Origin of the sequence: Hymenobacter montanus, from assembly GCF_014699115.1 — a bacterium.
GTDB lineage: Bacteria > Bacteroidota > Bacteroidia > Cytophagales > Hymenobacteraceae > Hymenobacter > Hymenobacter montanus.
Genome location: NZ_JACXAD010000004.1, coordinates 169,410 through 195,254 on the forward strand (window position 1 = coordinate 169,410; position 25,845 = coordinate 195,254).

Consider the following 25,845-nt stretch of genomic DNA (forward strand, 5'->3'; position numbering starts at 1 on the left):
CAACATATTTATAAGCCTATTAGATTTAAATCCCTGGCCCTTCTTTGGTCCCGGCTATGGCTCGTGCGATGTTTGAGCTGGCTAGGCATGATTCTCAGCGTAGGCTTTGGGTCTGGAGTGGTAGGCCAAAACCTGGTGAAGAATGGCACCTTTAGTATTTATCGGGTTAGCAGCGACAATCCAAGCAGTAACCCGGACGAAGAGCCGACGAGCTATGAGGCGGCTGGAGTCGACAACTGCCCGACCAACCTCGTTACCCTGCCCCCTGGCTCCGAGCTAGGGTACTTCTCCAGCAATAGCGTCTACGTGGGGGCTAACCAGCATCCGCAAGATAACGGGATCAGCATACAGTGTGGGATTCGTAGCTACGCAGGTGGAGCGGCACTGCAGCAGCCTTTTCCTGGCGACTCGCGCTATAACGTACCCGCGTCGGAAACCTGGCTCTACAGCAATGGAAACTCTACCGACGCGGCCTTCACGTTCTGGCAGCAAACGGTAAATGGCTTGAGCCCTAACACCGCCTACGCCTTCTCGTTATACACCTCTAATGCGATTGCGCCGACCACTTCGTTTGGTGTTAATCCCATCCTGGAGTTGCAGGTTTCTGATCAGGCGGGCACGGCATTCACTACGTACGCTTCTTTTCAGGTGTGGGAAGACAGCGACCCGCTTAGTGGCCATGAAGGAACCGATTTATGGGACCGGCGCCAGGCAATCTTTGCTACCGCCCCCGGCCAGACCAGCGCCGTGCTGCGCGTACAGGATCTGGCCATCGGACCGTATGGTGACGACCTGGGCATAGCGGCTATCGGGTTACGAGCCGTCAACAGTATTGCAGGAACAGTGTTTGAAGACCCCAACTACGGGGGGGGGGGCGGACGTCCGCTGAATACGAGCGGTACCACCCCGCTGGGTGGAGCTACTGTGGAGCTGTATAACGCCACTACCGGGGCTTTGATCGGGACCACCACTACCAGTACTACGCCGGGTAGTATTGGTCAGTACCTGTTCGATACCCTGCCTGCTGGCGATTATATAGTGCGGGTAGTGAGTAGCACGGTGAGTTCGGCCCGGCCCGGTTACGTGGCCGGGCTGCTGCCAATACAGACCTATAACGGCACTGCGGACCGGGTGGGCGGGGAGGCACCCGAGAAAGCGGACGCGCCGGCCAACACGGGGAGCCAGCGCTTGAGCGACTTGAACACGCCCACAACCGTGGCCCAGAGCGTGGCCGCCGTGACGGTGGGGGCAACTGGGGCCAGCGGGGTCGATTTCGGCTTCAACTTCTCGACCATTGTTAACGCTAACCTCGACGGGCAAGGCTCCTTGCGCCAGTTCATTGCTAACGCCAACGCCTTGGGCGACGAAGCAAGCTTAGTGCAGAGCGGCACGCGGCGGACTGCCACCGGGGGCCTGCAGCTGTTGCCGGCGGGTAAGGAAACCAGCATTTTCATGGTACCCAACGGGGGCACCACGGCCGCCGGCACCGTGCGTCCCGGCTTCCGGCCCTACGATGGTACCGCCCAGGGTGGGCCCAACAGTGGCTTAAATTCCAATGGGTTAGTCGACATTGTTTCGTCCGCGGCCTTTGCCACCATCAGTAGCCCGAACACGGTGGTGGACGGCACCACCCAAACGGCCAACATCGGGAATACCAATAATGTGGTGCTGGGCACGGGCGGCACCGTAGGCGTGCAGGATTCGGTGCTGGTGCAGCTCGACGGCCCCGAGGTGCAGCTACGCGGGGCGCGCGTTGGCAATGGGGTGGAGTTCAGCCAAACGGCTACTACCTCAGCCGTGCGCGGCCTGGCAATTTATGGCTTTAACATCAACGTGTTCGCCTCCGCCGGATTAAACAGCCAACAGGTGCTTATAGAAGGCAACGTGCTGGGTACACCGGCCACCTCATTCACTGACCCCGGCGCGGGCGTTCGCACGTCGTACAGCAACGTGATGCTGCAGGAGTCGGCCAACGATGTGGTGCGCCAGAACCTGATTGGATTTGCTGGCGCGGCAGGGGTCTCGGTTATCACCGGAGGGACCGGGCACGTGGTACGCAACAATGAAATTCGCGGCAACGGTCTGGAGAGCGCCCGCCATGGCGATGGCATCGAAGTGAACGACCGCTCGGACCGCATAACCATAGTAGGTAACCTTTTTATCAACAACGCTTGCGAAGGAATCGATACGTTTAATAACGACGACCTCACCTGGGGCGGCAATAACACGTTGCGCAACAACACCGTCAGCAACAATGGTGTGGCTGGGCTCGAAGGTCAGGGCATCCATATTTGGAGCAGTAACAACGCTACCACGCTCAACCGCATTACGGGTAACCGCTTTAACGGGGTGTTGGTTGGTACCGGGGCCACGGGCAACGTATTTTCCCAAAACAGCTTCGCCGCCAACGGTGGCCTGGGCCTGGACCTCGTACCGTTAGGCAACTATCTGGGAGATGGCCCGACGCTCAATGACCTGAACGACACCGACACTGGCACCAACAACTTCCTTAACTTCCCGGTGCTGGCTACGGTCACTATAGCGGGGGGCAACCTGATGGTGCGGGGCTTCGCTCGGCCGGGTGCTTTGGTGGAGCTCTACGCGGCCGCAGTTGACCCGACGGGCTTTGGCGAGGGCCAGACTTATTTGTTCGCCGCCACCGAGGGCTCGGCCCAGGACACTGACAATACTACCGGCGCTTACGGGCCAGGAGCCGTCAATGGGCTGGCCCAGGGCCGAGACAACACGAACAAGTTTGCCTTCAGCGTGCCGCTCAGCAGCTTGACGCCCGCCCAGCAGGCGGCCGTGACCGCGGCCGGGGCCCGGCTCACGGCCACGGCTACGCTGGGCGGCAACACGAGCGAGTTTGGGGGTAACGTGGCCGTGGGCGCGCTGCTTACGGGCGTCGTGTTCGAGGACGTAAACTACGGCGGCAGCGCCGGGCGCAGCTTGGCGGCCAGCGCGGGCGTGCCCCGGCCTGGTGCCACCGTCGAGTTATACGATAACACCGGCACTTTCCTGAGCTCGACGACGACCGACGCCGCGGGGGAGTACAGCTTCAGTGTGCCGGCGGGCACGTACACGGTGCGGGTGGTGAGCGGCACGGTGAGCAGCAGCCGGCCCGGTTACATAGCCGGGCTGCTGCCGGTGCCGACCTACAACGGCAGCCCGGACCGGGTGGGCGGGGAGGCACCCGAGAAAGCGGACGCGCCGGCCAATACGGGGAGCCAGCGCTTGAGCGACTTGAACACGCCCACAACCGTGGCCCAGAGCGTGGCCACCGTGACGGCAGGGGCGCCCGGAGTTGACTTCGGCTTCAACTTTTCGACCATCGTTAACACTAACGACGCCGGCCAGGGCTCGTTGCGCCAGTTCGTGCTCAACAGCAACGCCTTGGGCGGTGAGGCAAATTTGGCGCAAAGCGGGTCGTACACCGACCTGGTGACTGGGGCAACGGTACCGTTGCCGACGGGCCAGGAAACCAGCATTTTTATGATTCCTGATGGCCAGGCTCACCCGGGCCTGCGGGCCGGCGTGGTCAATCAGCTTTCGGCTCAGGGTGTAGCCATTATTCGGCCGGGCAGCACCTTGCTCCTTACGGGAGCCAACGCGGCGGTAGACGGGCGCACCCAGACGTTCAATATCGGCAACACCAACAACGTAGTGCTGGGTACGGGCGGTACGGTGGGAACTAACAATACGCCCATCAGCCAGCTCAATGGGCCCGAGGTGCAGGTGCAGGGCAACGCCAGCGGATTTGCGGGCTTGCAGTCGGGAGCCGGCGCTAGCGCGACATCCAACGGCTTACTGTTTGCCGGGCTGGCCGTGTATGGTTTCCAGGACGACATCTTGCTCTATGGACAGTCGAACACCGTGACGCAAATGGTAGTGGGTACGCCCGCTACGGCTTTCACCGACCCCGGCGCCAGCAGCCGCACCCTGCGCAACAACATTGGCGTGACGGGGAGTACCAACCGCTTAGCGCGCGTCGTGGGCAACCTGATCGGTTACGCGGGCATCGGCGGCGTTTACCTGGATGTCAACTCCAGCGGCTTGGTGGTGACGGGCAACGAAATTATCGGGGCTGGTGCCGCAACGGACTATGGCGACGCCTTAAGCTTGAACGGAGGCGACGCGACGGTAACCGGAAACTTCGTGCATGATAACAGCGGCCCGTGCTACGACGCCTACAGCTCAAATGGTAAAGCGCCGCACATCATCACCGGCAACACATTTCGGGGTAAGGGCTCGGCCGGCAACCCAGCGGCCAACGAATCCATGAACCTGCGGGTAATGGCATCGGGCAGCGTAGTCCGGGAAAACATCATATCTGGCAGCGTGGGACCCGGCATCCTGATCGGGCCGCAAACCCAGAACGTGGTCATCAGCCGCAACAGCATGTTTGACAACGGTGGCCTCACCGGTCAGGTGGGCATTGACCTACTAACCGCTACTGATAACCTGGATAAGGGTACTGCGCCGTTCGTGACGCTCAACGACACGGGCGACGGCGACGCGGGGGCTAACGACCTGCTCAATTACCCGGTCATCACGTCGGCGGCAGTGAGTAACGGCCAGCTGGAACTGCGAGGATTTGCCCGCCCGGGGGCCCTGATAGAGTTCTTTCATGTGGGTTCCACCGCTAACTCCTCGGGTTTTGGGGAAGGCAAGACCTACCTGGTATCGCAAACCGAAGGATCGGCCGACGATACCGACAGCAGTACGGGTGCCTATACAGGCCTGATTAACGGCTTGAACCAAGGCAGTGATAATACAAATAAGTTTAGCTTCAGCATTCCGCTCGCTACCCTGTCGGCCGCCCAGCAAGCGGCCCTTAATGCGTGCGGCGCTCAGCTCACGGCTACGGCCACCTTGGGCGGTACGTCGGAATTTTCAGGCAACGTCACCATTAGCCCAGCTCCGGTTGTCATCCGCGTCACCGACCCGGTACCCGTGTGCGCAGGGGCTACTGTGCGCTTGAGCGCCGGCCCGCGCCCGGGCTATCTATTTACCTGGTACAACGGTGCAACAATAGTAAATGGAGGTGGTGCCGTGCTCAACGACAGCGTGTTTGTGGCCAGTGTCGCGGGCTCCTATCAAGTGCAGCTAACGGCCGTGGGCTGCGCTGGCGTCAGCACGACATCGCCGGCCGTTGCCATTACGGTGTTGCCTGCCATCAACCCCGGCAGTATTGCCGCCGCCCAAATGCTGTGCGCCGGGGACCAGCCCGCACCATTCACGAGCGTAGCGCCCGCCGATGGCGGCACGGGCACTTTTAGTTATCAGTGGGAATCGTCGCCGGACAACACCACCTGGACGGCCATCAGCAGTGCCACGGCCGCCGACTACGCCGCCGGTCCCGTGGCGGCGACCACCTACTTCCGCCGCCAAGCCATTTCGGGCAGTTGTACGCCAGTAGCATCAAATACCGTGGCGCTTACCGTCTCCCCGGTCCTAACGGCGGGGGCCATTGAAGCCGACCAGACGCTCTGTGCGGGCACCACGCCTGCTCCGCTCACCAGTACGACCGCGCCAAGCGGGGGCACGGGGACTTATACCTACCAGTGGGAATCGTCGCCGGATAATAGCGCCTGGACCGCTATCAGCGGCGCGTTGGCGGCGGATTACGCGCCGGCAGCGATTACGAGCACCACGTATTTCCGTCGGCGGGTGACCTCCGGCGCGGGTACCTGCGCGACGGCTGTTTCCAATGTAGTGACCTTAACTGTTGTGCCCGCCGTCACGGCCAGTACCATCGGCAGCGACCAGACCTTATGTGCCGGCAGCACGCCGGATCCGCTCACGAGTGTAGTGGCGGCTACGGGTGGTACCGGAGCCTACGCCTACCAATGGGAATCGTCTTTGGACAATACTACCTGGACGGCCATTGCCGGAGCCACTGGGGCCACCTACGCGCTGGGACCTTTGACGGCCACCACCTACTTCCGCCAACAAGTCAGTTCTGGCGGCTGCGTGCCAGTGACTTCCAACACCGTCACCCTTAGTGTAACGCCGGGGCTAACGGCGGGCACCATCGGTCGCGACCAAACCCTGTGCGCGGGCGCCACGCCGGAACCGCTCAGCAGCCTGACTGCTCCTACCGGGGGCACGGGCACGTATGCCTACCAATGGGAAAGCTCGGCCGATAATACGGCCTGGACGAGCATCGTCGGAGCCACCAGCGCTGACTTCGCGCCGGGGCCGGTGAGCGCTACGACGTATTTCCGCCGCCAGGTAACTTCCGGTACGGGCAGCTGTGCCATTGTTGCTTCGGCCCCGGTTGTCCTGACAGTGCTGCCCACCCTGCTGGCTGGTAGCGTGGCTGCCGACCAAACGGTATGCGCGGGCGCAGTTCCAGCCCCGCTTACCGATACGGGTGCTCCGAGTGGGGGCACGGGTACCTATGCGTATCAGTGGGAATCCTCGCTCGACAACATCACCTGGACGGCCATTGCCGGGGCCACCAATGCCGGCTTTGCGCCTGGTCCACTTGCCGCTACCACCTACTTCCGTCGGCAGGTGATGTCGGGTACGGGTAGCTGCTCCACTGCTTACGCCAACACGGTCACGATTACCATCCTGCCGAGCCTGACGCCTGGTAGCATCGCGGCCGACCAAACGCTGTGCGTTGGCGCCACGCCCGCTCCGTTTACTGGCACGTCGCCAAGTGGGGGCACGGGCACCTACGCTTATCAATGGGAGTCATCAGCGGATAACGCTACCTGGACGGCAATTTCCGGTGCCACGGCCGCTGATTATTCGGCTGGACCCGTGTCGGCCACTACCTACTTCCGGCGGCAAGTAAGCTCCGGCAGTGGTTCCTGTGCGCCTGTTCTCAGCAACATTATAACCATCACCATTAGCCCCGCGCTGGCAGCGGGCCGCATTGCGGCCGACCAGCAGATTAATAGCGGGACTACGCCCGTGCCGCTCACCAGCACGGCCCCGGCTACGGGGGGCACGGGTTCCTACACCTACCAGTGGGAGTCGTCCGCAGACAACACGAATTTTACAGCTGTGGTGGGCGCCACCAGCCCAGGCTACGCGCCGGGGGCGCTGACTCAGACCACGTACTATCGTCGGCAGGTGAGTTCCGGTACGGGCACCTGCGCGACGGCGGTTTCTAACGTGGTCACCATCACCGTGGTCGCTCCCGGTGTGCTGACGGCGGGCAGCATCGCCGCTGACCAAACGCTGTGCATTGGGGCCACGCCGGCCCCACTCACCAGCACGGCCCCCGCGGCCGGAGGGACGGGTACCTACGCTTATCAGTGGGAATCCTCGCTGGATAACGTGACGTTTACGGCCATTGCCGGTGCTACGAACCCGGACTATGCCCCCGGCCCAGTAAGCCAGACCACGTATTTCCGTCGGCAAGTGACTTCCGGGGCCGGGGCAGGCAGCACCACTTACACGGCCGCGGTGACCATTACCGTTAGCCCGGCTCTGGTGGCTGGCCGCATTGCCGCTGACCAAACGCTGTGCGCGGGAGCTACCCCGGCTCCACTCACGAGCACAGCGGCCACCGGAGGCACGGGCACCTACACCTACCAGTGGGAGTCATCATTGGACAACACAAGTTGGACGGCCATTAGTGGTGCTACGGCGGCCGATTTCGCTCCTGGCCCGGTAGTGGCCACTACCTATTTCCGCTACCAAGTATCGTCGGGCACCTGTGGGGCAGCCGTTTCCAATACAGTCGTTCTAACGGTCAGCCCAGGCTTGACAGCGGGCACCGTGGGCAGTGACCAAACACTCTGCGCGGGGACGTTACCGGCTCCCCTCACTAGCACGACCGCGCCAAGTGGGGGCACGGGGACGTATGCTTACCAGTGGGAATTATCGACCGATAACAGCACCTGGACGGCGATCAACGGGGCAGTAGCGGCAGATTACACGCCTGCGGCAATGACGAGCACCACGTATTTCCGGCGCCAGGTGAGCTCTGGAACAGGTGCCTGCGCGACGGCCACCTCCAACACAGTTACCATCACCATTACGCCCGCGCTGGTGGCCGGCCGCATTGCCGCCGACCAGCAGATTAACAGCGGGACTGCGCCCGTGCCACTCACCAGCACGACCCCCGCCACGGGCGGCACAGGCTCCTACGCCTACCAGTGGGAATCGTCGGTGGACAACGCGACTTTTAGCACCCTAGCTGGCGCAATCAGCCCGGACTATGCGCCGGGAGCGTTGACTCAGACCACGTATTTCCGGCGTCAGGCAGTCTCTGGCACGGGCGCCTGCGCAACAGCGGTTTCCAACGTGGTCACGATTACGGTGGTCGCTCCCGGCGTGCTGACGGCGGGCAGCATCGCCGCTGACCAGACATTGTGCATTGGGGCCACGCCGGCCCCACTCACCAGCACGGCCCCCGCGGCCGGGGGCACGGGTACTTACACGTATCAGTGGGAGTCGTCGCTGGACAACGTGACGTTTACCGCTATTGCCGGTGCTACGAACCCGGACTATGCCCCCGGCCCAGTAAGCCAGACTACGTATTTCCGTCGGCAAGTAATCTCTGGTACCGGCACGGGCAGCACCGCTTATACGGCCGCGGTGACCATTACCATTAGCCCGGCTCTGGTGGCTGGCCGCATTGCCGCCGACCAGACCTTGTGCGCAGGAGCTACACCTGCCCCGCTCACCAGTCAAGCCCCGGCTGCCGGAGGCACGGGCACTTACACCTACCAGTGGGAGTCGTCGGCAGATAATGCTACCTGGACGGCCATTGGTGGGGCCACAGCGGCTGATTTCGCTCCCGGCGCAGTGGCATCCACCACCTACTTCCGCCGTCAGGTATTGTCGGGCACCTGCGCACCAGCTGTTTCCAATACGGTCGTTCTGACGGTCAGCCCAGACTTGACTGCGGGCGCCATCGGCAGTGACCAAACGCTGTGCGCGGGGACGTCGCCGGCACCGCTCACGAGCACGACGGCGCCGACTGGGGGTACGGGGACCTATGCCTATCAGTGGGAATCATCACTGGACAACGCCACTTGGACACTTATTGCGGGAGCAACCAGCTCTGGCTACTCACCCGGTTTGCTTGCTACTACCACCTACTTCCGCCGTCAAGTCTCGTCGGGAGCGAGCTGTTCGGCCACGTCCAATACCGTAACCATCAGCATTACCCCGGCGCTGGTAGCGGGCGGTATTGCCGCCAACCAACAAATCAACAGCGGCTCCACGCCCGCTCCATTCACCAGCACAACTGCCGCCACGGGTGGTACGGGCACTTACGCCTACCAGTGGGAATCGTCGCTGGATAACGTGACGTTTACCGCCATTGCTGGCGCGACGGTGGCCACATACGCCCCCGGACCACTAACCCAGACCACGTACTATCGTCGGCAGGTAGCTTCTGGCACATGCCTGGCGGCGGTTTCCAATGTAGTGACCATTACGGTGGTTGCTCCTGGCGTGCTGACAGCGGGCAGCATCGCGGGGGACCAAACGCTGTGTGCGGGGGCTGCGCCGGCCCCGCTCACCAGCACCGCCCCCGCCACGGGGGGCACGGGCACTTACGCTTATCAGTGGGAGTCGTCGCTTGATAACGTGACGTTTACCGCCATTGCCGGCGCCACGAACCCAGACTATGCCCCCGGCCCCTTAACGCAGACCACGTATTTCCGCCGGCAAGTAACCTCTGGTACGGGGGCAGGCAGCACGGCCTACACCGCGGCAGTGACCATCAACATTAGCCCGGCGCTGGTGGCTGGCCGCATTGCCGCCGACCAGGCCTTATGCGCAGGAGCCACGCCAGCCCCCTTCACCAGTCAGGCACCGGCCACTGGGGGCACCGGTACCTACACGTACCAGTGGGAGTCGTCGGTAGATAATACAAGTTGGACGGCCATTAGTGGGGCCACAGCGGCGGACTTCGCTTCTGGCTCGGTAGTAGCTACCACCTACTTCCGCCGCCAGGTATCGTCGGGCACCTGTGCACCAGCCGTTTCCAATACGGTCGTTCTAACAGTCAGCCCAGGCTTGAGCGCCGGTACTGTGGGTCGTGACCAAAGCCTGTGCGCGGGGGCCTCGCCCGCTCCGCTGACCGGTACGACCGCGCCAAGTGGGGGCACGGGGACGTATGCTTACCAGTGGGAATCATCGACGGATAACAGCACCTGGACGGCGATCAACGGGGCAGTGGCGGCGGATTACGCGCCCGCGGCAATGACGAGCACGACGTATTTCCGTCGGCAGGTGAGCTCTGGCACGGGCAATTGCGCGACGGCCACCTCCAACACGGTTACCATCACCATTACGCCGGCGCTGATAGCGGGCCGCATTGCGGCCGATCAGCAGATTAACAGCGGGACTGCGCCCGTGCCGCTCACCAGCACAGCCCCCGCCACGGGCGGCACGGGTACTTATGCCTATCAGTGGGAATCGTCACTGGATAATGTGACGTTTACGGCTATTACCGGCGCGACGGCAGCCATGTACGCTCCCGGTACACTAACCCAGACCACCTATTATCGTCGGCAGGTGACCTCCGGCACGGGCACCTGCGCGAGGGCGGTTTCAAACGCAGTTACCATCACGGTGGTTGCGCCAGGGGTGCTGACGGCGGGCAGCATCGCCGCTGACCAAACCATCTGCAGTGGGGCCACGCCGGCCCCACTCACCAGCACGGCCCCCGCCGCCGGGGGCACGGGTACTTACACGTATCAGTGGGAGTCATCGCTGGACAACGTGACGTTTACCGCCATTGCCGGCGCCACGAACCTGGACTATGCTCCGGGCCTTCTAACGCAGACCACGTATTTCCGCCGGCAAGTAACCTCCGGTACGGGGGCAGGCAGCACCGCCTACACCGCGGCAGTGACCGTTACCATTAGCCCGGCGCTGGTGGCTGGCCGCATTGCCGCCGACCAGACCTTATGCGCAGGAGCTACACCTGCCCCGCTCACCAGTCAAGCCCCGGCTGCTGGAGGCACGGGCACTTACACCTACCAGTGGGAGTCGTCGGCAGATAATGCTACCTGGACGGCCATTAGTGGGGCCACCGGCGTCGATTTCGCTCCCGGCGCAGTGGCATCCACCACCTACTTCCGTCGCCAGGTATCGTCGGGTACTTGTGCACCAGCCGTTTCCAACACGGTCGTTCTGACGGTTAGCCCAGGCTTGAGCGCTGGCACCGTGGGCAGTGATCAAACGCTGTGCACCGGGGCCTCGCCGGCCCGGCTCACCGGCACGGCGGCCACGGGCGGCACGGGGACGTATGCTTATCAGTGGGAATCATCGACCGATAACAGCACCTGGACGGCGATCAACGGGGCAGTGGCAGCAGACTACACACCCGCGGCAATGACGAGCACGACGTATTTCCGGCGGAAAGTGAGCTCTGGCACGGGCAGTTGCACGACGGCTACCTCCAATACGGTTACCATTACCATTACGCCGGCGCTGATAGCGGGCCGCATTGCGGCCGACCAGCAGATTAATAGCGGGACTACGCCCGTACCGCTCACCAGTACGGCCCCGGCTACGGGGGGCACGGGTTCCTACACCTACCAGTGGGAATCGTCCGCAGACAACACGAATTTTACAGCTGTGGTGGGCGCCACCAGCCCAGGCTACGCGCCGGGGGCGCTGACTCAGACCACGTACTTCCGGCGGCAGGCGGTCTCTGGCACGGGTATCTGCTCGACGGCGGTTTCTAACGTGGTCACTGTTACGGTGGTCGCTCCCGGCGTGCTGACGGCGGGCAGCATCGGCGCCGACCAAACGCTGTGCATTGGGGCCACGCCGGCCCCACTCACCAGCACGGCCCCCGCGGCCGGAGGGACGGGTACCTACACGTATCAGTGGGAATCCTCGCTGGACAACGTGACGTTTACCGCCATTGCCGGCGCCACGAACCTGGACTATGCCCCCGGCCCAGTAAGCCAGACCACGTATTTCCGTCGGCAAGTAACCTCTGGTACCGGCACGGGCAGCACCGCTTATACGGCCGCGGTGACCATTACCGTTAGCCCGGTTCTGGTGGCTGGCCGCATTGCTGCTGACCAAACGCTGTGCGCGGGAGCTATACCCGCCCCCTTCACCAGCCAAGCCCCGGCTGCCGGGGGCACGGGCACTTACACCTACCAGTGGGAGTCGTCGGCAGATAATGCTACCTGGACGGCTATTAGTGGGGCTACTAGCCCCGGCTACGCGCCGGGCTCGCTGGCGGTGACTACCTACTTCCGTCGATTGGTAACGTCCGGCACCGGCCCCTGCGCTACTGCCGCCTCCCAGGTGGTAACCATCAGTGTGCTGCCGGCCGTGGCGGCTGGCACCATTGGCGCTGACCAGACTTTATGCTCCAACACCACTCCGGCCCCCTTAACCAACATGAGCGGGGCTAGTGGGGGAGGGGGTACGTACTCTTATCAGTGGGAATCGTCGTCGGACAATACTACCTGGATGGCTGTCAGTGGTGCTAGCGCAGCCACGTATGCTCCGGGCCCTCTAACCCAGACTACGTATTTCCGGCGCCGGGTTACGTCGGGTACGGGCGCTTGCGCAACGGCCGTTTCTAACGTAGCCATTCTAACGGTTGCTCCGGCCCAGACGGCCAGCATTGCTCTGGCTACCCCGGCGCCCCAGTGCGCCGGCTCGGCCCTGACGTTGACGCCGGTACTCACCAATGCCGGCCCTGCGCCCACCTTCCGCTGGTTCGTCAACAACGTGCTGGCGGCTACCACCCCAACTTTCACTAGCGCTACACTAGCTAATAACGACCAGGTGCGGGTGGAAATGACACCTACACCGAACGCCTGCATCTCTGGGGTTCCCACGGCGGTGGTCACCGTCACGATTACGCCAGCCGTGGAGGCGAGCGTAGCCATCCGCGCTCTCGGGGCCGGGGGGCCGGCCTGTGCCGGTACCGTGCTCAGCTTCGATATCGACCGGGCGACCGGCGCCGGCCCAACTCCTCAGTACCAGTGGCTACTCAATGGCACGGCGGTGCCGGGTAGTACGGGACCAACTTTCTCATCGGCCACGCTACGCGACAACGACCGGATCCGCTTGCAAATGACGGCCAGCGCCAGCTGTGCCCGCCCCGCCGTGGTAACTTCCAATGAGTTGGTCATTAGCCTGCGCCCCGACGTTCTGCCTACCCTTAGCATCGTAAGCAGCGGGCCGGCCTGCAAAGGTTCCGCGGCCAGCTTCAGCATTGCGGGCAGCAGCAACTTAGGCACCGCCCCAGCCTACCAATGGCGCGTGGACGGCGTTGATGTGCCGGGTGCGCAAGGCGTTACTTTTAGCAGTGCCACGCTGCGCGACGGGCAATTGGTAACATTGGCGGTGCGTACTCTCACGGCCACTTGTAGCCAACCGGTTTCTGTGGTTTCGAATGCGGTGCCGGCCACTTTTATTGCGATGGTGGACGTAGAGGCGGGGCCGGATAAGGAAATTGTCGAAGGCGAGTCAGTGGTACTTGAGGGTACGGCCAACGGTGCTTACCCCGTCGAGTGGTCGCCCGACCGAGACCTTAGCTTCGTGGGTGGGAATCTGCTCCGGCCGGTAGTCGCACCCAAGAAAACGACTGTGTACACGCTCCGGGCCAATATCAATGGCTGCCAGGATGAAAGCCGCGTCACGGTGAAAGTGCTGCCAATCATCGGAATCCCGGATGCCTTCAGCCCCAATGGCGACGGCATTAACGACACTTGGGAAATCGACCGCATCGGCAACTTCCCCGGCAATACCGTGCAGGTGTACAACCGCTGGGGCAGCCAGATTTTCTCCACCACCAACTACGGCCGCACCAATGAGTGGAACGGCACCAGCCAGGGCCAGGCTATGCCCGTGGGCACTTACTACTACGTGATTACACTGGGCAATGGTAAAACGTACAGCGGTTCATTAACCATTGTTTATTAATTAGTTATATGCTATACGTCCTCCTTGTGTTATGCAAAATATGAAACATTTTCTATGCCTTGCGCTCGTCTTGCTGGCTTGGGGAGCTGGGCACTCGGCGTCGGCCCAGCAACTGGCTCAGCTTAGTCAATACATGAATAATAACTTCCTGATCAACCCAGCGGTAGCCGGCACAGAAGACTTTGTTGATATCAAAGTCAGCAACCGTACCCAGTGGGTAGGTCTCGAAGGAGCTCCGCGCACCTACTACGCTTCCATCCACACAGCGCTGGCAGAGAAGCGTCGCCGCCGTTCGCTGCGTCAGCGGCGCCGCATCTTCAATGCTGTGGGGGGGCTGTTGTACGCCGACGTTACGGGCGCTACCAGCCGCACCGGGGCGTATTTCTCGTATGCGCACAACGTGGCGCTCACGCCCCGGCTGCGCGTTGGGTTGGGGATGTCGGCCGGGGTGCAGCAGTTTGCCATCGACGGCCAGCAACTGCACTTTCACGAACCGAATCCCAGTTCGGGTTCGGTGGCCGAATTTGTACCTGACGCCACAGTGGGGGTCTGGCTGTACGGGCCGAGTTTTTACGTGGGCGTCTCGGCCGCCCAGCTTCTGAATTCTTCGCTCAATGCCTCTTTTCAGCAAGCCGGGGCCGCCTCGCAGGCCAACGGCTTACAGCCGCATTACTTTCTTACCGGCGGCCTGCGTATTCCACTTACGCCCAACTGGGTGGTGGTGCCTTCAGCCCTAGTCAAGGTTACCTCTACCGCTCCCGCTGCCGTCGACCTTACCTTGCGGGTGCGCTACCTCAAAGTTATTTGGGCCGGGGCCTCCCTGCGCTTGGGCGATGCCGTCGCCGGCATGGTTGGAGTCAATGTTAGCCCGACCACCAGTCTGACGTATTCTTACGACATGGGCATCTCCAGCCTCAACCCTTACCACTCGGGCAGCCACGAAGTACTATTGGGGTTCCGCATCAAGCGCAAAATCCGGGTGCGGGATAATCGTTTCTGGTAGCCGGGGCCGGCAGAAAATGCCGCTCATCCAAACCGATTTATTTTCCGTAGGTAGCTCAATTAGTAAGCAGAGCAGTAAGTTTTCGGTGAACGTAGGGTAAAACTCTGCGAATCAAAGACTGTTCTTCCTGTTTTATAGGTGATAGTTCTGATAATAGTCGTAGCTTTGTTTATTAATTATCCTGCTAAATATATTATACGCTATGAGGTTTATATTCGCCCCCCTCTCCCTTTATGCCCTGTTGACTTTATCCAGCACTGCGTACGGCCAAGCCAGAACCAGCTTCGACCAAAGCACTGCCATCGCTAGCACCACCGAAATACCCCGGCCTACCACTACCAGTGCGGAAACGAGAACGCCCGGATCGGCGACCGTACTCCGGGGCACGGTAAAGTGCCCCGAGGGACTGTTGCCCGGCGCCGTAATCCACGTCAACGGCACGCGCACCTATGTGGTCAGCAATGCCACCGGCGATTTTGAGTTAACCATCCCGGACTCGACTACCAACATTGAAGTTACGTGTAGCTTTGCGGGCTTTCGCGACGTCGTGCAGCACCTGCGCGTAAAGGCATCATCCCCCGCCACCATTGTCCTCGATAAAATTACCGAGCTCCCGCCGCCCGACCGTAGTGCCGAAACCGGTTGGTGGTAACCATTCCGGGGCGACCCTGCCTCCTTGTAACCAGTCTGCTTTCTCAAGCCGTCGAGCCCGCTTTTTCGCGGTGCTTGGCGGCTTTGTTTATTTACCTCGTCCTGCCGGCCCTCGTTACGGCCCCTTGCTATGATGTCCTTCCTGACCCTGGACCGCCTGCACCGGGCCGCTTTTTTCTTTTGCGGCTGCGTCATCGTGGGCATTTTTGTGGCCAACTGGTTTCGGATTCTGCCCAGTATCGGCATGGCCGGCATCGCCCTGACGGGAATAACCTACGCGGTCGTGTACCGCCGCGTCGCCAACTGGCAGTTGTGGCCGGTGCTCGGCAGCCTGTTGCTGGTATTTCTGCTGCACCTGTTCCAGGGCTTCAACACCGAGCCGGCTAACCTGGGCGAGTATGGCCGCGACCTGGTACTAGAATTACCGTTTCTGGTGCTCGTACTGGGTTTTTGGCTGTTGCCGCCTTTGCCCGGCCGTTACCTGCGCGGGCTGTGGCTGCTGCTGATTGGGATGACCCTGCTGGCTGCCCTGGGTGCCACGATCAATTACCTGCTGCACGCCCGCGAAATCAACGAAATGTACTTCCGCTCCAAGGTGATGCCCACCGAGCCGGATCACATTCGCTTTAGTCTGCTGATCACCCTGGCCATCGCGGCCGGTACGTTGCTGCTGGTCCACCGGGCCGTGCCCGCGGGGTGGCGCTCCGGGCTGGTGGCCGTGCTCGTAAGCCTGGCGCTGTTCCTGCACCTGTTGGCGGTGCGCAGCGGGGAGATGACCTTCTACGCGCTGGGTGGGCTGACCATCCTGTGGCTGGGGTTCCGCAAAAAGCAGTGGAAGCAAGCCGGGGTGGTGGCCCTGGTGCTGGTGCTGCTGCCGATGTTCAGCTTTCTGGCCTTTCCTACCTTCCGCAACAAGGTTTATAATACCCAGGAGGATGTGGGCAAGGTAAAGCAACGTACGAGCTCGGAGGGCAAGAATTATTCCATTGCGGCGCGGGTGTACTCCTACAAAGCCGCGCTGGCCGTTTGGGAAGACAACCGGCTGATTGGAGTGGCGAAGCCCGACCTGGAAAACGAAATGGCTAAGCGCTACGCCAGGCTCTACCCCGAGATGACGGCCGAATTCTACATTATGCCCCACAACCAGTACCTCTACAATCTGGCGGCTTACGGCGTCCTCGGCTTGCTGGTCTTTCTGGTCGGCTTATTCTACCCCGCGTGGTGGGCCCGGCGGAAGCCGGCGCCGCTGCTCCTGGCCCAGTACGTCAGCGTTGCGCTCTCCTTCCTGGTAGAGTACACGCTGGAGACGCAGATTGGCTTGGCCTTCGTGTTGTTTTTTCTGCTGCTGGCCTTGCAAGGCTCGCTGCCCGTGGCCGAGGACGACGCGAACTGGCGCCCCGCCTGAAGCCCCTTGGCTTCCGCGCAGTAGGGGAGGTAGGCTGGGGAGAGCTCCCCTTGGCATAGCTAACCGCCTCACCTAGAAAATATTTCTGGTCCTTGTTGGGAATTTCCCCACAATTTCCCTAGCTTTGCACTCCCTTAGCGAAAACGGCACTCGGCCGTTTTCTTTTTGTGTTCATTAATTCATAAATAGAATGCCTGGCATCATCGGTAAAAAAATCGGTATGACAAGCCTCTTCACTCCGGACGGGAAAAACATTCCCTGCACGCTCATTGAGGCGGGTCCGTGCGTAGTGACGCAGGTTAAAACGGTCGCTAACGATGGCTACACCGCCATTCAAATCGGCTACGGCGAGAAAAAAGCCAAGAACACCACCAAAGCCTTGGTAGGTCACTTCGCGAAAGCCGGCACCACCCCCAAGAAAAAGCTGGTTGAATTCCGCCTCGACGCCGAGTCTACCTATGTAGCAGGCGCCACCATCGATGCTACGCTCTTCGAGGAAGGCGAGTTCGTTGACGTGGTGGGTACTTCTAAGGGTAAGGGCTTCCAGGGCGTAGTAAAGCGCTACAACTTCCAGGGCGTTGGCGGCCAGACGCACGGCCAGCACAACCGCCTGCGGCACCCGGGTTCGATCGGTGCTTGCTCCTGGCCTTCGCGCGTATTCAAAGGAATGCGCATGGGTGGCCGCATGGGCAACGACCGGGTAAAAGTACAAAACCTGAAGGTGCTGCGCGTAGTGGGCGACAAAAACCTGATTCTGGTGAGTGGCTCGATTCCCGGCGCTAAGAACTCTTACGTGGTAATCGAGAAATAGACGATACGATGGAACTCTCAGTTTATAGCCTCAAAGGCGAAGACACCGGCCGCAAGGTAACCCTGTCTGACGCCATCTTCGGCCTCGAGCCGAACGAGCACGTGATGTACCTGGACGTGAAGCAGTACCTGGCCAACCAGCGCCAGGGCACGCACAAGTCCAAGCAGCGCAACGAGGTGCACGGCACCACGAAGAAGCTCAAGAAACAAAAAGGTACGGGCGGTGCCCGTGCCGGCAGCATGAAGTCGGGCGTATTCGTAGGCGGCGGCCGCATGTTCGGCCCGCAGCCCCGCGACTACAGCTTCAAGCTCAACAAGAAGACCAAGCGCGTAGCCCGCCTCTCGGCCCTGTCGAGCCTGGCCAAGGACGGCAAAATCTCCCTCGTGGAAAACATTGCCTTCGACGCTCCCCGCACCAAGGACTTCGTCGCCATCCTGGACGGCCTCAAGCTGAACAATGGCAAAAAGACCATGCTCGTTACCGGCGCGGTAAACAAGAACGTGGTCCTCAGCGCCCGCAATCTGCAAAAAGTGAAAGTGTCGACGCCCATCGGCCTCAACACCCACGACCTGCTGAACACGGATACGCTGCTGATTTCGGAAGACGGCATGGCCTCATTGGTTCAACTCTATAGCACCGCCGAATAATGAGCACGCTGAAACGTCCTATCGTGACCGAAAAGGCCACCGGCCTCAACGAAAAAGGTCGCTACACTTTCGAAGTGGAGCGCACGGCCAATAAAGTGCAAATCAAGAAGGACATCGAAGCGCTGTACGGCGTGACGGTGACCGACATCAACACGATGCGCACCATTGGCAAAATGAAAACCAAGGGCACCAAGGGTGGTCAGGTGACCGGCCGGCGGGCCCACGGCAAGAAAGCCATTGTAACCGTGAAGGAAGGCGATGTAATCGACTTCTACGGCAACCTCTAGGCCACCCGCTTCGCCTCAACATTTTCCGCCGCAAAAGCACAACTAGCTAGTAATGGCACTTAAAAAACTCAGACCAACCAGCCCAGGGCAGCGTTTCCGCGTTGCGCCGGCGTTCGACGAGATTACCACGTCGACCCCGGAGAAGTCGCTGATGACTTCCCTTCCCAAGACGGGTGGCCGGAACTCTTCCGGTAAAATGTCTAACCGCTACATCGGCGGTGGTCATAAAACCCAGTACCGGATCGTGGACTTCAAGCGCGACAAAGCCGGGGTTCCGGCTACCGTGAAGACCATCGAGTACGACCCCAACCGGACCGCCCGCATCGCCCTGCTCAACTACGCCGACGGCGAGAAGCGCTACATCATCGCGCCCGCCGGCATGACGGTCGGCACGACCGTTGTTTCGGGCACGGGCGTCGCTCCCGAGGTCGGCAATACTTTGCCGCTGCGCGAGATTCCACTCGGTACCATCCTGCACAACATCGAGCTGCACCCCGGCCAGGGGGCGGCTATGGCCCGCTCGGCTGGCACGTACGCCCAGCTGGTGGCCCGCGAAGAGAAATACGCGACGCTCAAGCTACCTTCCGGGGAAATGCGCATGGTCCTGGTGACCTGCATGGCCACCGTGGGCACCGTTTCGAACGGCGACCACATGAACACCCGCATGGGCAAAGCCGGCCGCAACCGCTGGGCGGGTCGTCGTCCGCGCGTTCGTGGCGTGGCCATGAACCCCGTCGATCACCCCATGGGTGGTGGCGAAGGCAAGTCGTCGGGTGGTCACCCGCGGAGCCGCAAAGGTCTGCTGTCGAAAGGCTTCAAGACCCGGGATAAAAATAAGTATTCGGAGAACCTGATTGTGAGCCGCAAAGGCAAGAAGTAACATATGGCACGTTCACTCAAAAAAGGGCCGTACATTGACTTCCGGCTGGAAAAGAAAGTCACCGCCCTCGAAACGGCCGGTAAGAAATCGGTGGTGAAGACTTGGTCGCGCCGCTCGATGATTTCCCCGGATTTCGTTGGCCACACGTTCGCTGTTCACAACGGCAATAAGTTCATCCCGGTGTACGTGACCGAGAACATGGTGGGGCACAAGCTGGGCGAATTCGCCCCGACGCGCAACTTCCGTGGTCACGTCGCCAAAAAAGATAAAGGCAAGCGCTAAGATGGAAGCAGTAGCAAAACTCCGCAATGTGCCGACCTCGCCTCGCAAGATGCGTTTGGTGGCCGACCTCGTGCGCGGCAAGAAAGTAACGCAGGCTCTGGGCCTGCTGCGCTTCGAAGCCAACATCGGCGCCGAGAAGATTGAGAAACTGCTCCTCTCGGCCTTGGCCAACTGGCAGCAGCACAACGAAGAAGAGCGGATTGAGGACGCCAACCTCTACATCAGCGAGATCTTCGTTGACGAAGGCCGGCAGCTGAAGCGCCTGCGCCCCGCCCCCCAGGGCCGGGGCCACCGCATCCGCAAGCGCAGCAACCACGTGACGCTGAAAATCGACACGAAAGTGGAGAAAATCGGCAGCAAAGGCGCCAAGCAGGTCGCCACTACCGAAAACCCTAAGGCCGACGCCAAATCCTAATTTAAGTATGGGACAGAAAGTAAATCCGGTTGGCTTCCGCTTGGGAGTAATCAAAGGCTGGGACTCCAACTGGTACGGCGGCAAGGACTTCGCCGAGAAACTGGTGGAGGACGAGAAAATCCGCAAGTACATCAACGCGCGCATTCAGAAGGGCGGCATCAGCCGCATTGTGATTGAGCGCACCCTGAAGCGCATCACCATCACCATCAACACGGCGCGGCCCGGGGTGGTGATCGGTAAAGGCGGCCAGGAAGTGGATAAGATCAAGGACGAGCTGAAGCAGATCACCAGCAAAGACGTTCAGATCAACATCTTCGAAATCAAGCGTCCGGAGCTGGATGCCAAGCTGGTGGGGGAGAGCATCGCCCAGCAGCTGGCCGCTCGGATCTCCTTCCGCCGCGCCATGAAAATGTCGATCCAGGCCGCCATGCGGGTTGGGGCCGAAGGCATCAAGATTCAGTGTGGTGGCCGCCTCGGCGGCGCGGAAATTGCCCGCTCGGAGCAGTATAAGGAAGGCCGGACGCCGCTGCACACGCTGCGTGCCGACATCGACTACGCTTTGTCGGAAGCACAGACCGTGTACGGTAAAATTGGCATCAAGGTGTGGGTGATGCGCGGTGAGGTGTTCGGCAAGCCCGACCTCTCGCCGAACCAGCAGCTCACCAACCCCGGTGGTGGCGAAGGCGGTGGCCGTCGTGACGACCGCGGCCCCCGTGGCGAGCGTCGGGACGGCGACCGTGGTGGTCGTGGTGGGGACCGGGGCGGCAATGCCGGCGGCGGTGCTCCCCGCGGCGACAACGCCGGCCCCCGCCGCAATGGCCCCGCCCAAGGTGGTGGAGCCGGTGGTGGCCGCGGCCCGCGTCGCTAGAACAGATCAAGCGCATTTCACTTCGTTTGCCGCTTGGTGAACGAAGTGAAATGTTCGACTGTTCGCCCCTTTCTTACAGAATCCTCTCTTTTATAAAAATCAAATGTTACAACCGAAAAGGACCAAGTATCGCAAGATGCAAAAGGGTCGCGTAACAGGCCTTGCCTACCGCGGCAGCTCCATAGACTTCGGTTCGTTCGCTATCAAGTCGCTGGAAGTGTCTTGGATTACGGCTCGCCAGATCGAGGCAGCCCGTATTGCCATGACCCGCGCCATGAAACGCGAAGGGCAAGTATGGATCCGCATTTTTCCCGACAAACCCATTACCAAGAAGCCTGCTGAAGTGCGGATGGGTAAGGGCAAGGGCTCGCCCGAATACTGGGTGGCCTGCGTGAAGCCCGGTCAAATCATGTTCGAGTCGGACGGCGTTTCGCTGGAAGTAGCTAAGGAATCGTTGCGTCTGGCGGCTCAGAAGCTGCCCGTAAAAACTTCATTCGTGGTTCGCCGCGACTATACGGACGCTGCCTAAGATGAAAAACAAGACCGACCTCAAAAGCCTTTCCGCGGATCAGCTGAAAGAGCAACTCACCGCCGAAAAGGGCCAGGGCCAGCAGCTGCGTTTCGCCCACGCGATTTCGCCCCTCGAGAACCCCGCCCGGCTCAAGGCTAACCGTAAAAACGTCGCCCGCTTGCTCACCGAGCAGACTCGTCGGAAAAACGAGCAGGCCACTAACCCCGCTCAATAACCGATGGCAACCGACGTAACAACCCAAGACCAAGCCGCTGCCGAAGCTTCGCGCAACCTGCGCAAAGAAATCACCGGCACGGTAACGAGTAACAAGATGGACAAGTCCATCACCGTGGCCGTGGTGCAGAAGCAAAAGCACCCGATGTACGGTAAGTTCGTGACCAAAACCACGAAATTCCACGCCCACGACGAGAAAAACGAGTGCGGCGAAGGCGATACCGTGCGCATCATGAGCACCCGCCCGCTAAGCAAAACCAAGCGGTGGCGCCTGGTTGAAATTATTGAACGCGCTAAGTAATCCAGACCAATGATACAGCAAGAATCCCGCCTGACGGTAGCCGACAACAGCGGCGCCAAGGAAGTCCTCTGCATCCGCGTTCTGGGTGGCACAGGCAAGAAATACGCCAGCGTTGGCGACAAGATCGTGGTGGCCATCAAGTCGGCTATTCCTTCCGGCAACGCCAAGAAGGGCACCGTGAGCAAGGCCGTCGTGGTGCGCACGAAGAAGGAAGTACGCCGCAAAGACGGCTCGTACATCCGCTTCGACGACAACGCCGCCGTGTTGCTCAACAACAACGACGAGCCCCGCGGCACGCGCATCTTCGGCCCCGTGGCCCGCGAGCTGCGCGAGCGTCAATTCATGAAAATCGTTTCGCTGGCCCCCGAAGTACTGTAAGCTATGGCTATTAAGAAAGCAAAGCCCGTCCAGCTGCACGTGAAATCGGGCGACACCGTAAAGGTGATTGCCGGCGATGAGCGTGGCAAGACCGGCGTTATCAAGTCGGTAAACCGGGTGACCCAGCGCGTAATCGTGGAGGGTCTGAACCTGGTGACGAAACACAACAAGCCGAGCGCCAAATCGCCCCAGGGTGGCATCACCAAGATCGAGGCGCCCATGCACGTGAGCAACGTGCAGGCTATCAACCCTACCACCGGTGAGCGTGTGCGCAAAGGCGCCGCAGCCGCCGCAGCTCCGGCTGCTGCTCCTGCCAAAGCCAAGCGTGCCACTGCCAAAACGGCTTAACCAGCCCCCTGCATCATGGCCCGTCTGAAAGACATTTATAAAAAAGACGTCGTACCCGCGCTCCAGGAGAAATTCCAGTTCAAGAGCATCATGCAGGTACCGCGCATCACCAAAATCTGCATCAACCGCGGCATTGGCGCGGCCGTTGCCGACAAGAAGCTGGTGGACAACGGCGTGGAAGAGCTGACCCAGATCACGGGTCAGAAAGCCGTCCCGACCCTTGCCCGGCGCTCGGTGTCGAACTTTAAGCTCCGGGAAGGCATGCCCATCGGCGCGAAAGTGACCCTGCGCGGCGAGCGCATGTACGAGTTCATGGATCGCCTGCTGACGGTGGCCCTGCCCCGCGTGCGGGACTTCAAAGGCATCAACGACAAAGGTTTCGATGGTCGTGGCAACTACACGCTCGGCGTGAAGGAGCAAATCATCTTCCCCGAAATCTCGATTGATAAAATCAAAAGCATTTCGGGCATGGACATCACCTTCGTGACCACCGCCGAGAACGACGAGCAGAGCTACGAGCTGCTCAAGGCGTTCGGCATGCCCTTCGCAAACGCTAAAAAATAATCTCCCTGACTCATGGCTAAAGAATCCATCAAAGCACGGGAGCGCAAGCGCATTGCCACCGTGGCCCGCTACGCTGAAAAGCGCAAGGCTCTGAAAGCTGCCGGCGACTACGAAGGTCTCGACAAGCTGCCCAAAAACGCTTCGCCCGTGCGCCTGCACAACCGCGACATGATTGACGGCCGCCCCCGCGGCTACATGCGCAAGTTCGGCATCAGCCGCGTGCGTTTCCGCGAAATGGCGCTGGCCGGGAAAATTCCTGGCGTGACCAAGTCGAGCTGGTAGTATTCAGTAAGGCTTTTCGCAATAAAGTTTGATTCCCGAGTTGAGGCCCCTTTATGGCTTCAGCTCGGGAATCTTGCTTTTAGCACGTTTGGCAACGATGGAAGAAAGATGAGCTAGCTCTGATAGATTTCACTACTGCGGTTACGTGTGGGCCCAGGCGAAGTAGCACGAAAAGCCAGGCAATGACCGCAAAGTCTGGCCAGCATACTACCAGGTGACAGCGGAACGTTTAGGGCAGTGGTGTAACTCCTGCAAAGGAGTTGTGTAAATCCTATTTTCCATCCTCTCACCTACTGACTCATGGCTTTTCTGCGCAGTAAACGCTCCAATAGCAACACCCCGCTCCCAAAACTGAAAAGCCAGGTTCGGGAATGGACCAACTCGCTGATTTTTGCCATTGTGGCCGCCACGCTGCTGCGCTGGTCCACCGTAGAGGCCTACACCATCCCCTCGGAGAGCATGGAGCGGTCGCTGTTAGTTGGCGATTGTTTGTTCGTGAGCAAGCTGCACTATGGACCCATCACTCCCCAAACGCCGTTACAGCTGCCGCTTACGCACCAGACTATTTGGGGCACGAAGCTGAAAAGCTACTCCGATCTGATTCAGTTGCCGGCTTATCGTTTTCCGGGGTTTAGCTCGGTGAAGCGCAACGACGTGGTTGTTTTTCACGTGCCCCACGAGCAGCAGCTACCGGCTGATATGCGGACTAACCTTATCAAGCGGTGCATTGCGGTGGCGGGAGATACTCTGCAGCTTCGCAACGGCCAGGTGTTTCTCAATGGCCAAGCCGGGCCGGTAGCGGAGCAGCCCCAGACCACCTACTTCATGGCCGTTGACGCCCCCAACGACGAAATCCGCCAAGCCCTGCGTGCGCAGGGAGTGGTAGACTACCAGGTACCCGAGGGCATTCCGCAGGTAGTGACTAACCCGGAAACCGGGCAAGCGGGCTTCGTTATCAGCTGCCCGGCCAAGGTGGCCGACTACTTCCGCCAGCAGCCTTACGTAAAAGCACTGACCGTGTTGACGCCTGAGGTGGCACTCTTCCCCGACGTGGCCGACTTTCATGGCAGTGCCGCAATGAGTGCAGTGCGCAACCATTGGCAGCTCGACAGCTACGGCCCCCTGCCGGTACCCCGGAAGGGACAGACCATCGCGCTAACCCCCGCCAATGCCGCGATTTACTACAAAATCATATCGCAGTACGAGCACAATCAGGGCATCAGCTGGCAGGATGGCATGATCCAGCAGAATGGCCGGCCGTTGACCCACTATACCATCAAGCAGAATTACTATTTTATGATGGGCGACAACCGCCACAATTCGGAGGACTCGCGCTTCTGGGGCTTCGTACCGGAAGACCACCTCGTGGGCAAGGCCGTATTCATCTGGCTCTCCATTGATCCTTACGCAGATTTCTTCCACAAAATTCGTTGGAGCCGCGTGTTCCGCCCAATTAGCTAAGGAGTAGCGTAGGGTGTAAGTTCTAGAAACAGCGCTAGTGTGTGGGGATTGAGTAAAAGGTCGGGCTGCCCAGTATAGCGCCGCCGCTGGCATACGGTTGTTGGCCGACGTCAGCACACCCGCGGCTGCGTTATACGGGGCAAGACCTTTCAAGCATTAGAGTACTGCCGAAAGCAGTACTCTACTGTTTGGGCAGAGCCGCCTTCACCGAATCTTTGGCCATTTTGCTTTTTAAAGCTGATATCATACTGGCATAACTCATAGTGCTTTTCAAGGGCTTCCCAGAAGCAGTTGTTGATAGCCTATTGACGTGCTAAGCAGCTTCCAGCTCTACTCTTGTTAGCGGCTTCCCCTCCGTTTCCAGAGCTACGCCAACTGGGGGAGCGACTGGGTTTGATGGCAACTGGGCCGCGTGGTTAGCCGTCGGGGACTGGTGGATATTAGGGGACTGTGCGGCAGCTTCCACCTGCCAGCGGGCTACGTCTTGGGGAGTATACTTGGTCCAAACCCCATCTCGATAACCAGCCAGGAACAGGGCCAGCAGCAGGAATAATATAGCAAACATCATAACTTTCAGGATGGGATGAACACTGCCTAGCCTCACAGCGGGCAAGGCTTTTACTGTTGGAAGCCTAAAGG

General features: G+C 60.5%; 20 protein-coding genes. 19 read left to right on the forward strand and 1 reads right to left on the reverse strand.

What is annotated here, in order from left to right:
- The first annotated feature begins 87 nt into the window (after positions 1 to 87).
- The 19 genes from IC235_RS04965 (at position 88) to lepB (ending at position 25,206) form a co-directional block, all read left to right on the forward strand.
- Complete coding sequence (locus tag IC235_RS04965; protein WP_191004062.1) at positions 88 to 13,878, forward strand: T9SS type B sorting domain-containing protein; 13,791 nt, start codon at positions 88 to 90, stop codon at positions 13,876 to 13,878.
- 40 nt (positions 13,879 to 13,918) lie between these two features.
- Positions 13,919 to 14,881, forward strand: a complete 963-nt coding sequence (locus IC235_RS04970; RefSeq protein WP_191004063.1) for a PorP/SprF family type IX secretion system membrane protein — start codon at positions 13,919 to 13,921, stop codon at positions 14,879 to 14,881.
- Between the two features lie 202 nt (positions 14,882 to 15,083).
- Complete coding sequence (locus IC235_RS04975) at positions 15,084 to 15,533, forward strand: carboxypeptidase-like regulatory domain-containing protein (RefSeq protein WP_191004064.1); 450 nt, start codon at positions 15,084 to 15,086, stop codon at positions 15,531 to 15,533.
- A 129-nt stretch (positions 15,534 to 15,662) separates the two neighbouring features.
- A complete protein-coding gene (locus IC235_RS04980; RefSeq protein WP_191004065.1) occupies positions 15,663 to 16,937 on the forward strand; it encodes an O-antigen ligase family protein in 1,275 nt (424 codons plus the stop codon).
- Positions 16,938 to 17,127: 190 nt separating this feature from the next.
- A complete protein-coding gene (rplC, locus tag IC235_RS04985; RefSeq protein WP_191004066.1) occupies positions 17,128 to 17,748 on the forward strand; it encodes a 50S ribosomal protein L3 in 621 nt (206 codons plus the stop codon).
- 8 nt (positions 17,749 to 17,756) lie between these two features.
- On the forward strand, positions 17,757 to 18,395 hold the full coding sequence (rplD, locus tag IC235_RS04990; RefSeq protein ID WP_191004067.1) for a 50S ribosomal protein L4: 639 nt from the start codon (positions 17,757 to 17,759) through the stop codon (positions 18,393 to 18,395).
- The gene (gene rplW, locus IC235_RS04995) at positions 18,395 to 18,682 is read left to right on the forward strand and encodes a 50S ribosomal protein L23 (protein WP_191004068.1); all 288 of its coding nucleotides are present in this window, start codon (positions 18,395 to 18,397) and stop codon (positions 18,680 to 18,682) included. The genes rplD and rplW overlap by 1 nt, the downstream gene beginning before the upstream one ends.
- Before the next feature lie 52 nt (positions 18,683 to 18,734).
- Positions 18,735 to 19,562, forward strand: coding sequence for a 50S ribosomal protein L2 (gene rplB, locus IC235_RS05000; protein WP_191004069.1), 828 nt, complete (start codon positions 18,735 to 18,737; stop codon positions 19,560 to 19,562).
- Positions 19,563 to 19,565: 3 nt separating this feature from the next.
- Entirely contained in the window at positions 19,566 to 19,844 is a 279-nt protein-coding gene (gene rpsS / locus IC235_RS05005; RefSeq protein ID WP_068191730.1) for a 30S ribosomal protein S19, read from the forward strand.
- Between the two features lies 1 nt (position 19,845).
- Complete coding sequence (gene rplV, locus IC235_RS05010) at positions 19,846 to 20,259, forward strand: 50S ribosomal protein L22 (RefSeq protein ID WP_191004070.1); 414 nt, start codon at positions 19,846 to 19,848, stop codon at positions 20,257 to 20,259.
- 7 nt (positions 20,260 to 20,266) lie between these two features.
- Complete coding sequence (gene rpsC, locus IC235_RS05015) at positions 20,267 to 21,127, forward strand: 30S ribosomal protein S3 (RefSeq protein WP_191004071.1); 861 nt, start codon at positions 20,267 to 20,269, stop codon at positions 21,125 to 21,127.
- A gap of 103 nt (positions 21,128 to 21,230) precedes the next feature.
- Positions 21,231 to 21,656, forward strand: a complete 426-nt coding sequence (gene rplP / locus IC235_RS05020) for a 50S ribosomal protein L16 (RefSeq protein ID WP_046246580.1) — start codon at positions 21,231 to 21,233, stop codon at positions 21,654 to 21,656.
- A gap of 1 nt (position 21,657) precedes the next feature.
- Complete coding sequence (gene rpmC / locus IC235_RS05025) at positions 21,658 to 21,873, forward strand: 50S ribosomal protein L29 (protein ID WP_191004072.1); 216 nt, start codon at positions 21,658 to 21,660, stop codon at positions 21,871 to 21,873.
- A 3-nt stretch (positions 21,874 to 21,876) separates the two neighbouring features.
- Positions 21,877 to 22,173 (forward strand): 30S ribosomal protein S17, encoded by a 297-nt coding sequence (gene rpsQ / locus IC235_RS05030; RefSeq protein ID WP_191004073.1) that lies wholly within the window; start codon positions 21,877 to 21,879, stop codon positions 22,171 to 22,173.
- A gap of 9 nt (positions 22,174 to 22,182) precedes the next feature.
- The gene (gene rplN / locus IC235_RS05035; RefSeq protein WP_046246583.1) at positions 22,183 to 22,551 is read left to right on the forward strand and encodes a 50S ribosomal protein L14; all 369 of its coding nucleotides are present in this window, start codon (positions 22,183 to 22,185) and stop codon (positions 22,549 to 22,551) included.
- Positions 22,552 to 22,554: 3 nt separating this feature from the next.
- Positions 22,555 to 22,899, forward strand: coding sequence for a 50S ribosomal protein L24 (gene rplX / locus IC235_RS05040; protein WP_191004074.1), 345 nt, complete (start codon positions 22,555 to 22,557; stop codon positions 22,897 to 22,899).
- 15 nt (positions 22,900 to 22,914) lie between these two features.
- The gene (gene rplE, locus IC235_RS05045) at positions 22,915 to 23,463 is read left to right on the forward strand and encodes a 50S ribosomal protein L5 (RefSeq protein ID WP_191004075.1); all 549 of its coding nucleotides are present in this window, start codon (positions 22,915 to 22,917) and stop codon (positions 23,461 to 23,463) included.
- A gap of 12 nt (positions 23,464 to 23,475) precedes the next feature.
- Entirely contained in the window at positions 23,476 to 23,745 is a 270-nt protein-coding gene (rpsN, locus tag IC235_RS05050; protein ID WP_035567891.1) for a 30S ribosomal protein S14, read from the forward strand.
- Between the two features lie 300 nt (positions 23,746 to 24,045).
- Positions 24,046 to 25,206, forward strand: a complete 1,161-nt coding sequence (lepB, locus tag IC235_RS05055; RefSeq protein WP_191004076.1) for a signal peptidase I — start codon at positions 24,046 to 24,048, stop codon at positions 25,204 to 25,206.
- A 313-nt stretch (positions 25,207 to 25,519) separates the two neighbouring features.
- Here lepB and IC235_RS05060 read toward each other — a convergent pair whose 3' ends face one another.
- Positions 25,520 to 25,774, reverse strand: a complete 255-nt coding sequence (locus IC235_RS05060; protein WP_191004077.1) for a hypothetical protein — start codon at positions 25,772 to 25,774, stop codon at positions 25,520 to 25,522.
- Positions 25,775 to 25,845: the final 71 nt, after the last annotated feature.

Excerpts from the sequence above, each read along its gene's own strand:
- IC235_RS04965 (WP_191004062.1), top strand. The coding sequence starts at position 88 with ATGATTCTCAGCGTAGGCTTTGGGTCTGGAGTGGTAGGCCAAAACCTG.
- IC235_RS04970 (WP_191004063.1), top strand. The coding sequence starts at position 13,919 with ATGAAACATTTTCTATGCCTTGCGCTCGTCTTGCTGGCTTGGGGAGCT.
- IC235_RS04975 (WP_191004064.1), top strand. The coding sequence starts at position 15,084 with ATGAGGTTTATATTCGCCCCCCTCTCCCTTTATGCCCTGTTGACTTTA.
- IC235_RS04980 (WP_191004065.1), top strand. The coding sequence starts at position 15,663 with ATGATGTCCTTCCTGACCCTGGACCGCCTGCACCGGGCCGCTTTTTTC.
- rplC (WP_191004066.1), top strand. The coding sequence starts at position 17,128 with ATGCCTGGCATCATCGGTAAAAAAATCGGTATGACAAGCCTCTTCACT.
- rplD (WP_191004067.1), top strand. The coding sequence starts at position 17,757 with ATGGAACTCTCAGTTTATAGCCTCAAAGGCGAAGACACCGGCCGCAAG.
- rplW (WP_191004068.1), top strand. The coding sequence starts at position 18,395 with ATGAGCACGCTGAAACGTCCTATCGTGACCGAAAAGGCCACCGGCCTC.
- rplB (WP_191004069.1), top strand. The coding sequence starts at position 18,735 with ATGGCACTTAAAAAACTCAGACCAACCAGCCCAGGGCAGCGTTTCCGC.
- rpsS (WP_068191730.1), top strand. The coding sequence starts at position 19,566 with ATGGCACGTTCACTCAAAAAAGGGCCGTACATTGACTTCCGGCTGGAA.
- rplV (WP_191004070.1), top strand. The coding sequence starts at position 19,846 with ATGGAAGCAGTAGCAAAACTCCGCAATGTGCCGACCTCGCCTCGCAAG.
- rpsC (WP_191004071.1), top strand. The coding sequence starts at position 20,267 with ATGGGACAGAAAGTAAATCCGGTTGGCTTCCGCTTGGGAGTAATCAAA.
- rplP (WP_046246580.1), top strand. The coding sequence starts at position 21,231 with ATGTTACAACCGAAAAGGACCAAGTATCGCAAGATGCAAAAGGGTCGC.
- rpmC (WP_191004072.1), top strand. The coding sequence starts at position 21,658 with ATGAAAAACAAGACCGACCTCAAAAGCCTTTCCGCGGATCAGCTGAAA.
- rpsQ (WP_191004073.1), top strand. The coding sequence starts at position 21,877 with ATGGCAACCGACGTAACAACCCAAGACCAAGCCGCTGCCGAAGCTTCG.
- rplN (WP_046246583.1), top strand. The coding sequence starts at position 22,183 with ATGATACAGCAAGAATCCCGCCTGACGGTAGCCGACAACAGCGGCGCC.
- rplX (WP_191004074.1), top strand. The coding sequence starts at position 22,555 with ATGGCTATTAAGAAAGCAAAGCCCGTCCAGCTGCACGTGAAATCGGGC.
- rplE (WP_191004075.1), top strand. The coding sequence starts at position 22,915 with ATGGCCCGTCTGAAAGACATTTATAAAAAAGACGTCGTACCCGCGCTC.
- rpsN (WP_035567891.1), top strand. The coding sequence starts at position 23,476 with ATGGCTAAAGAATCCATCAAAGCACGGGAGCGCAAGCGCATTGCCACC.
- lepB (WP_191004076.1), top strand. The coding sequence starts at position 24,046 with ATGGCTTTTCTGCGCAGTAAACGCTCCAATAGCAACACCCCGCTCCCA.
- IC235_RS05060 (WP_191004077.1), bottom strand. The coding sequence starts at position 25,774 with ATGATGTTTGCTATATTATTCCTGCTGCTGGCCCTGTTCCTGGCTGGT.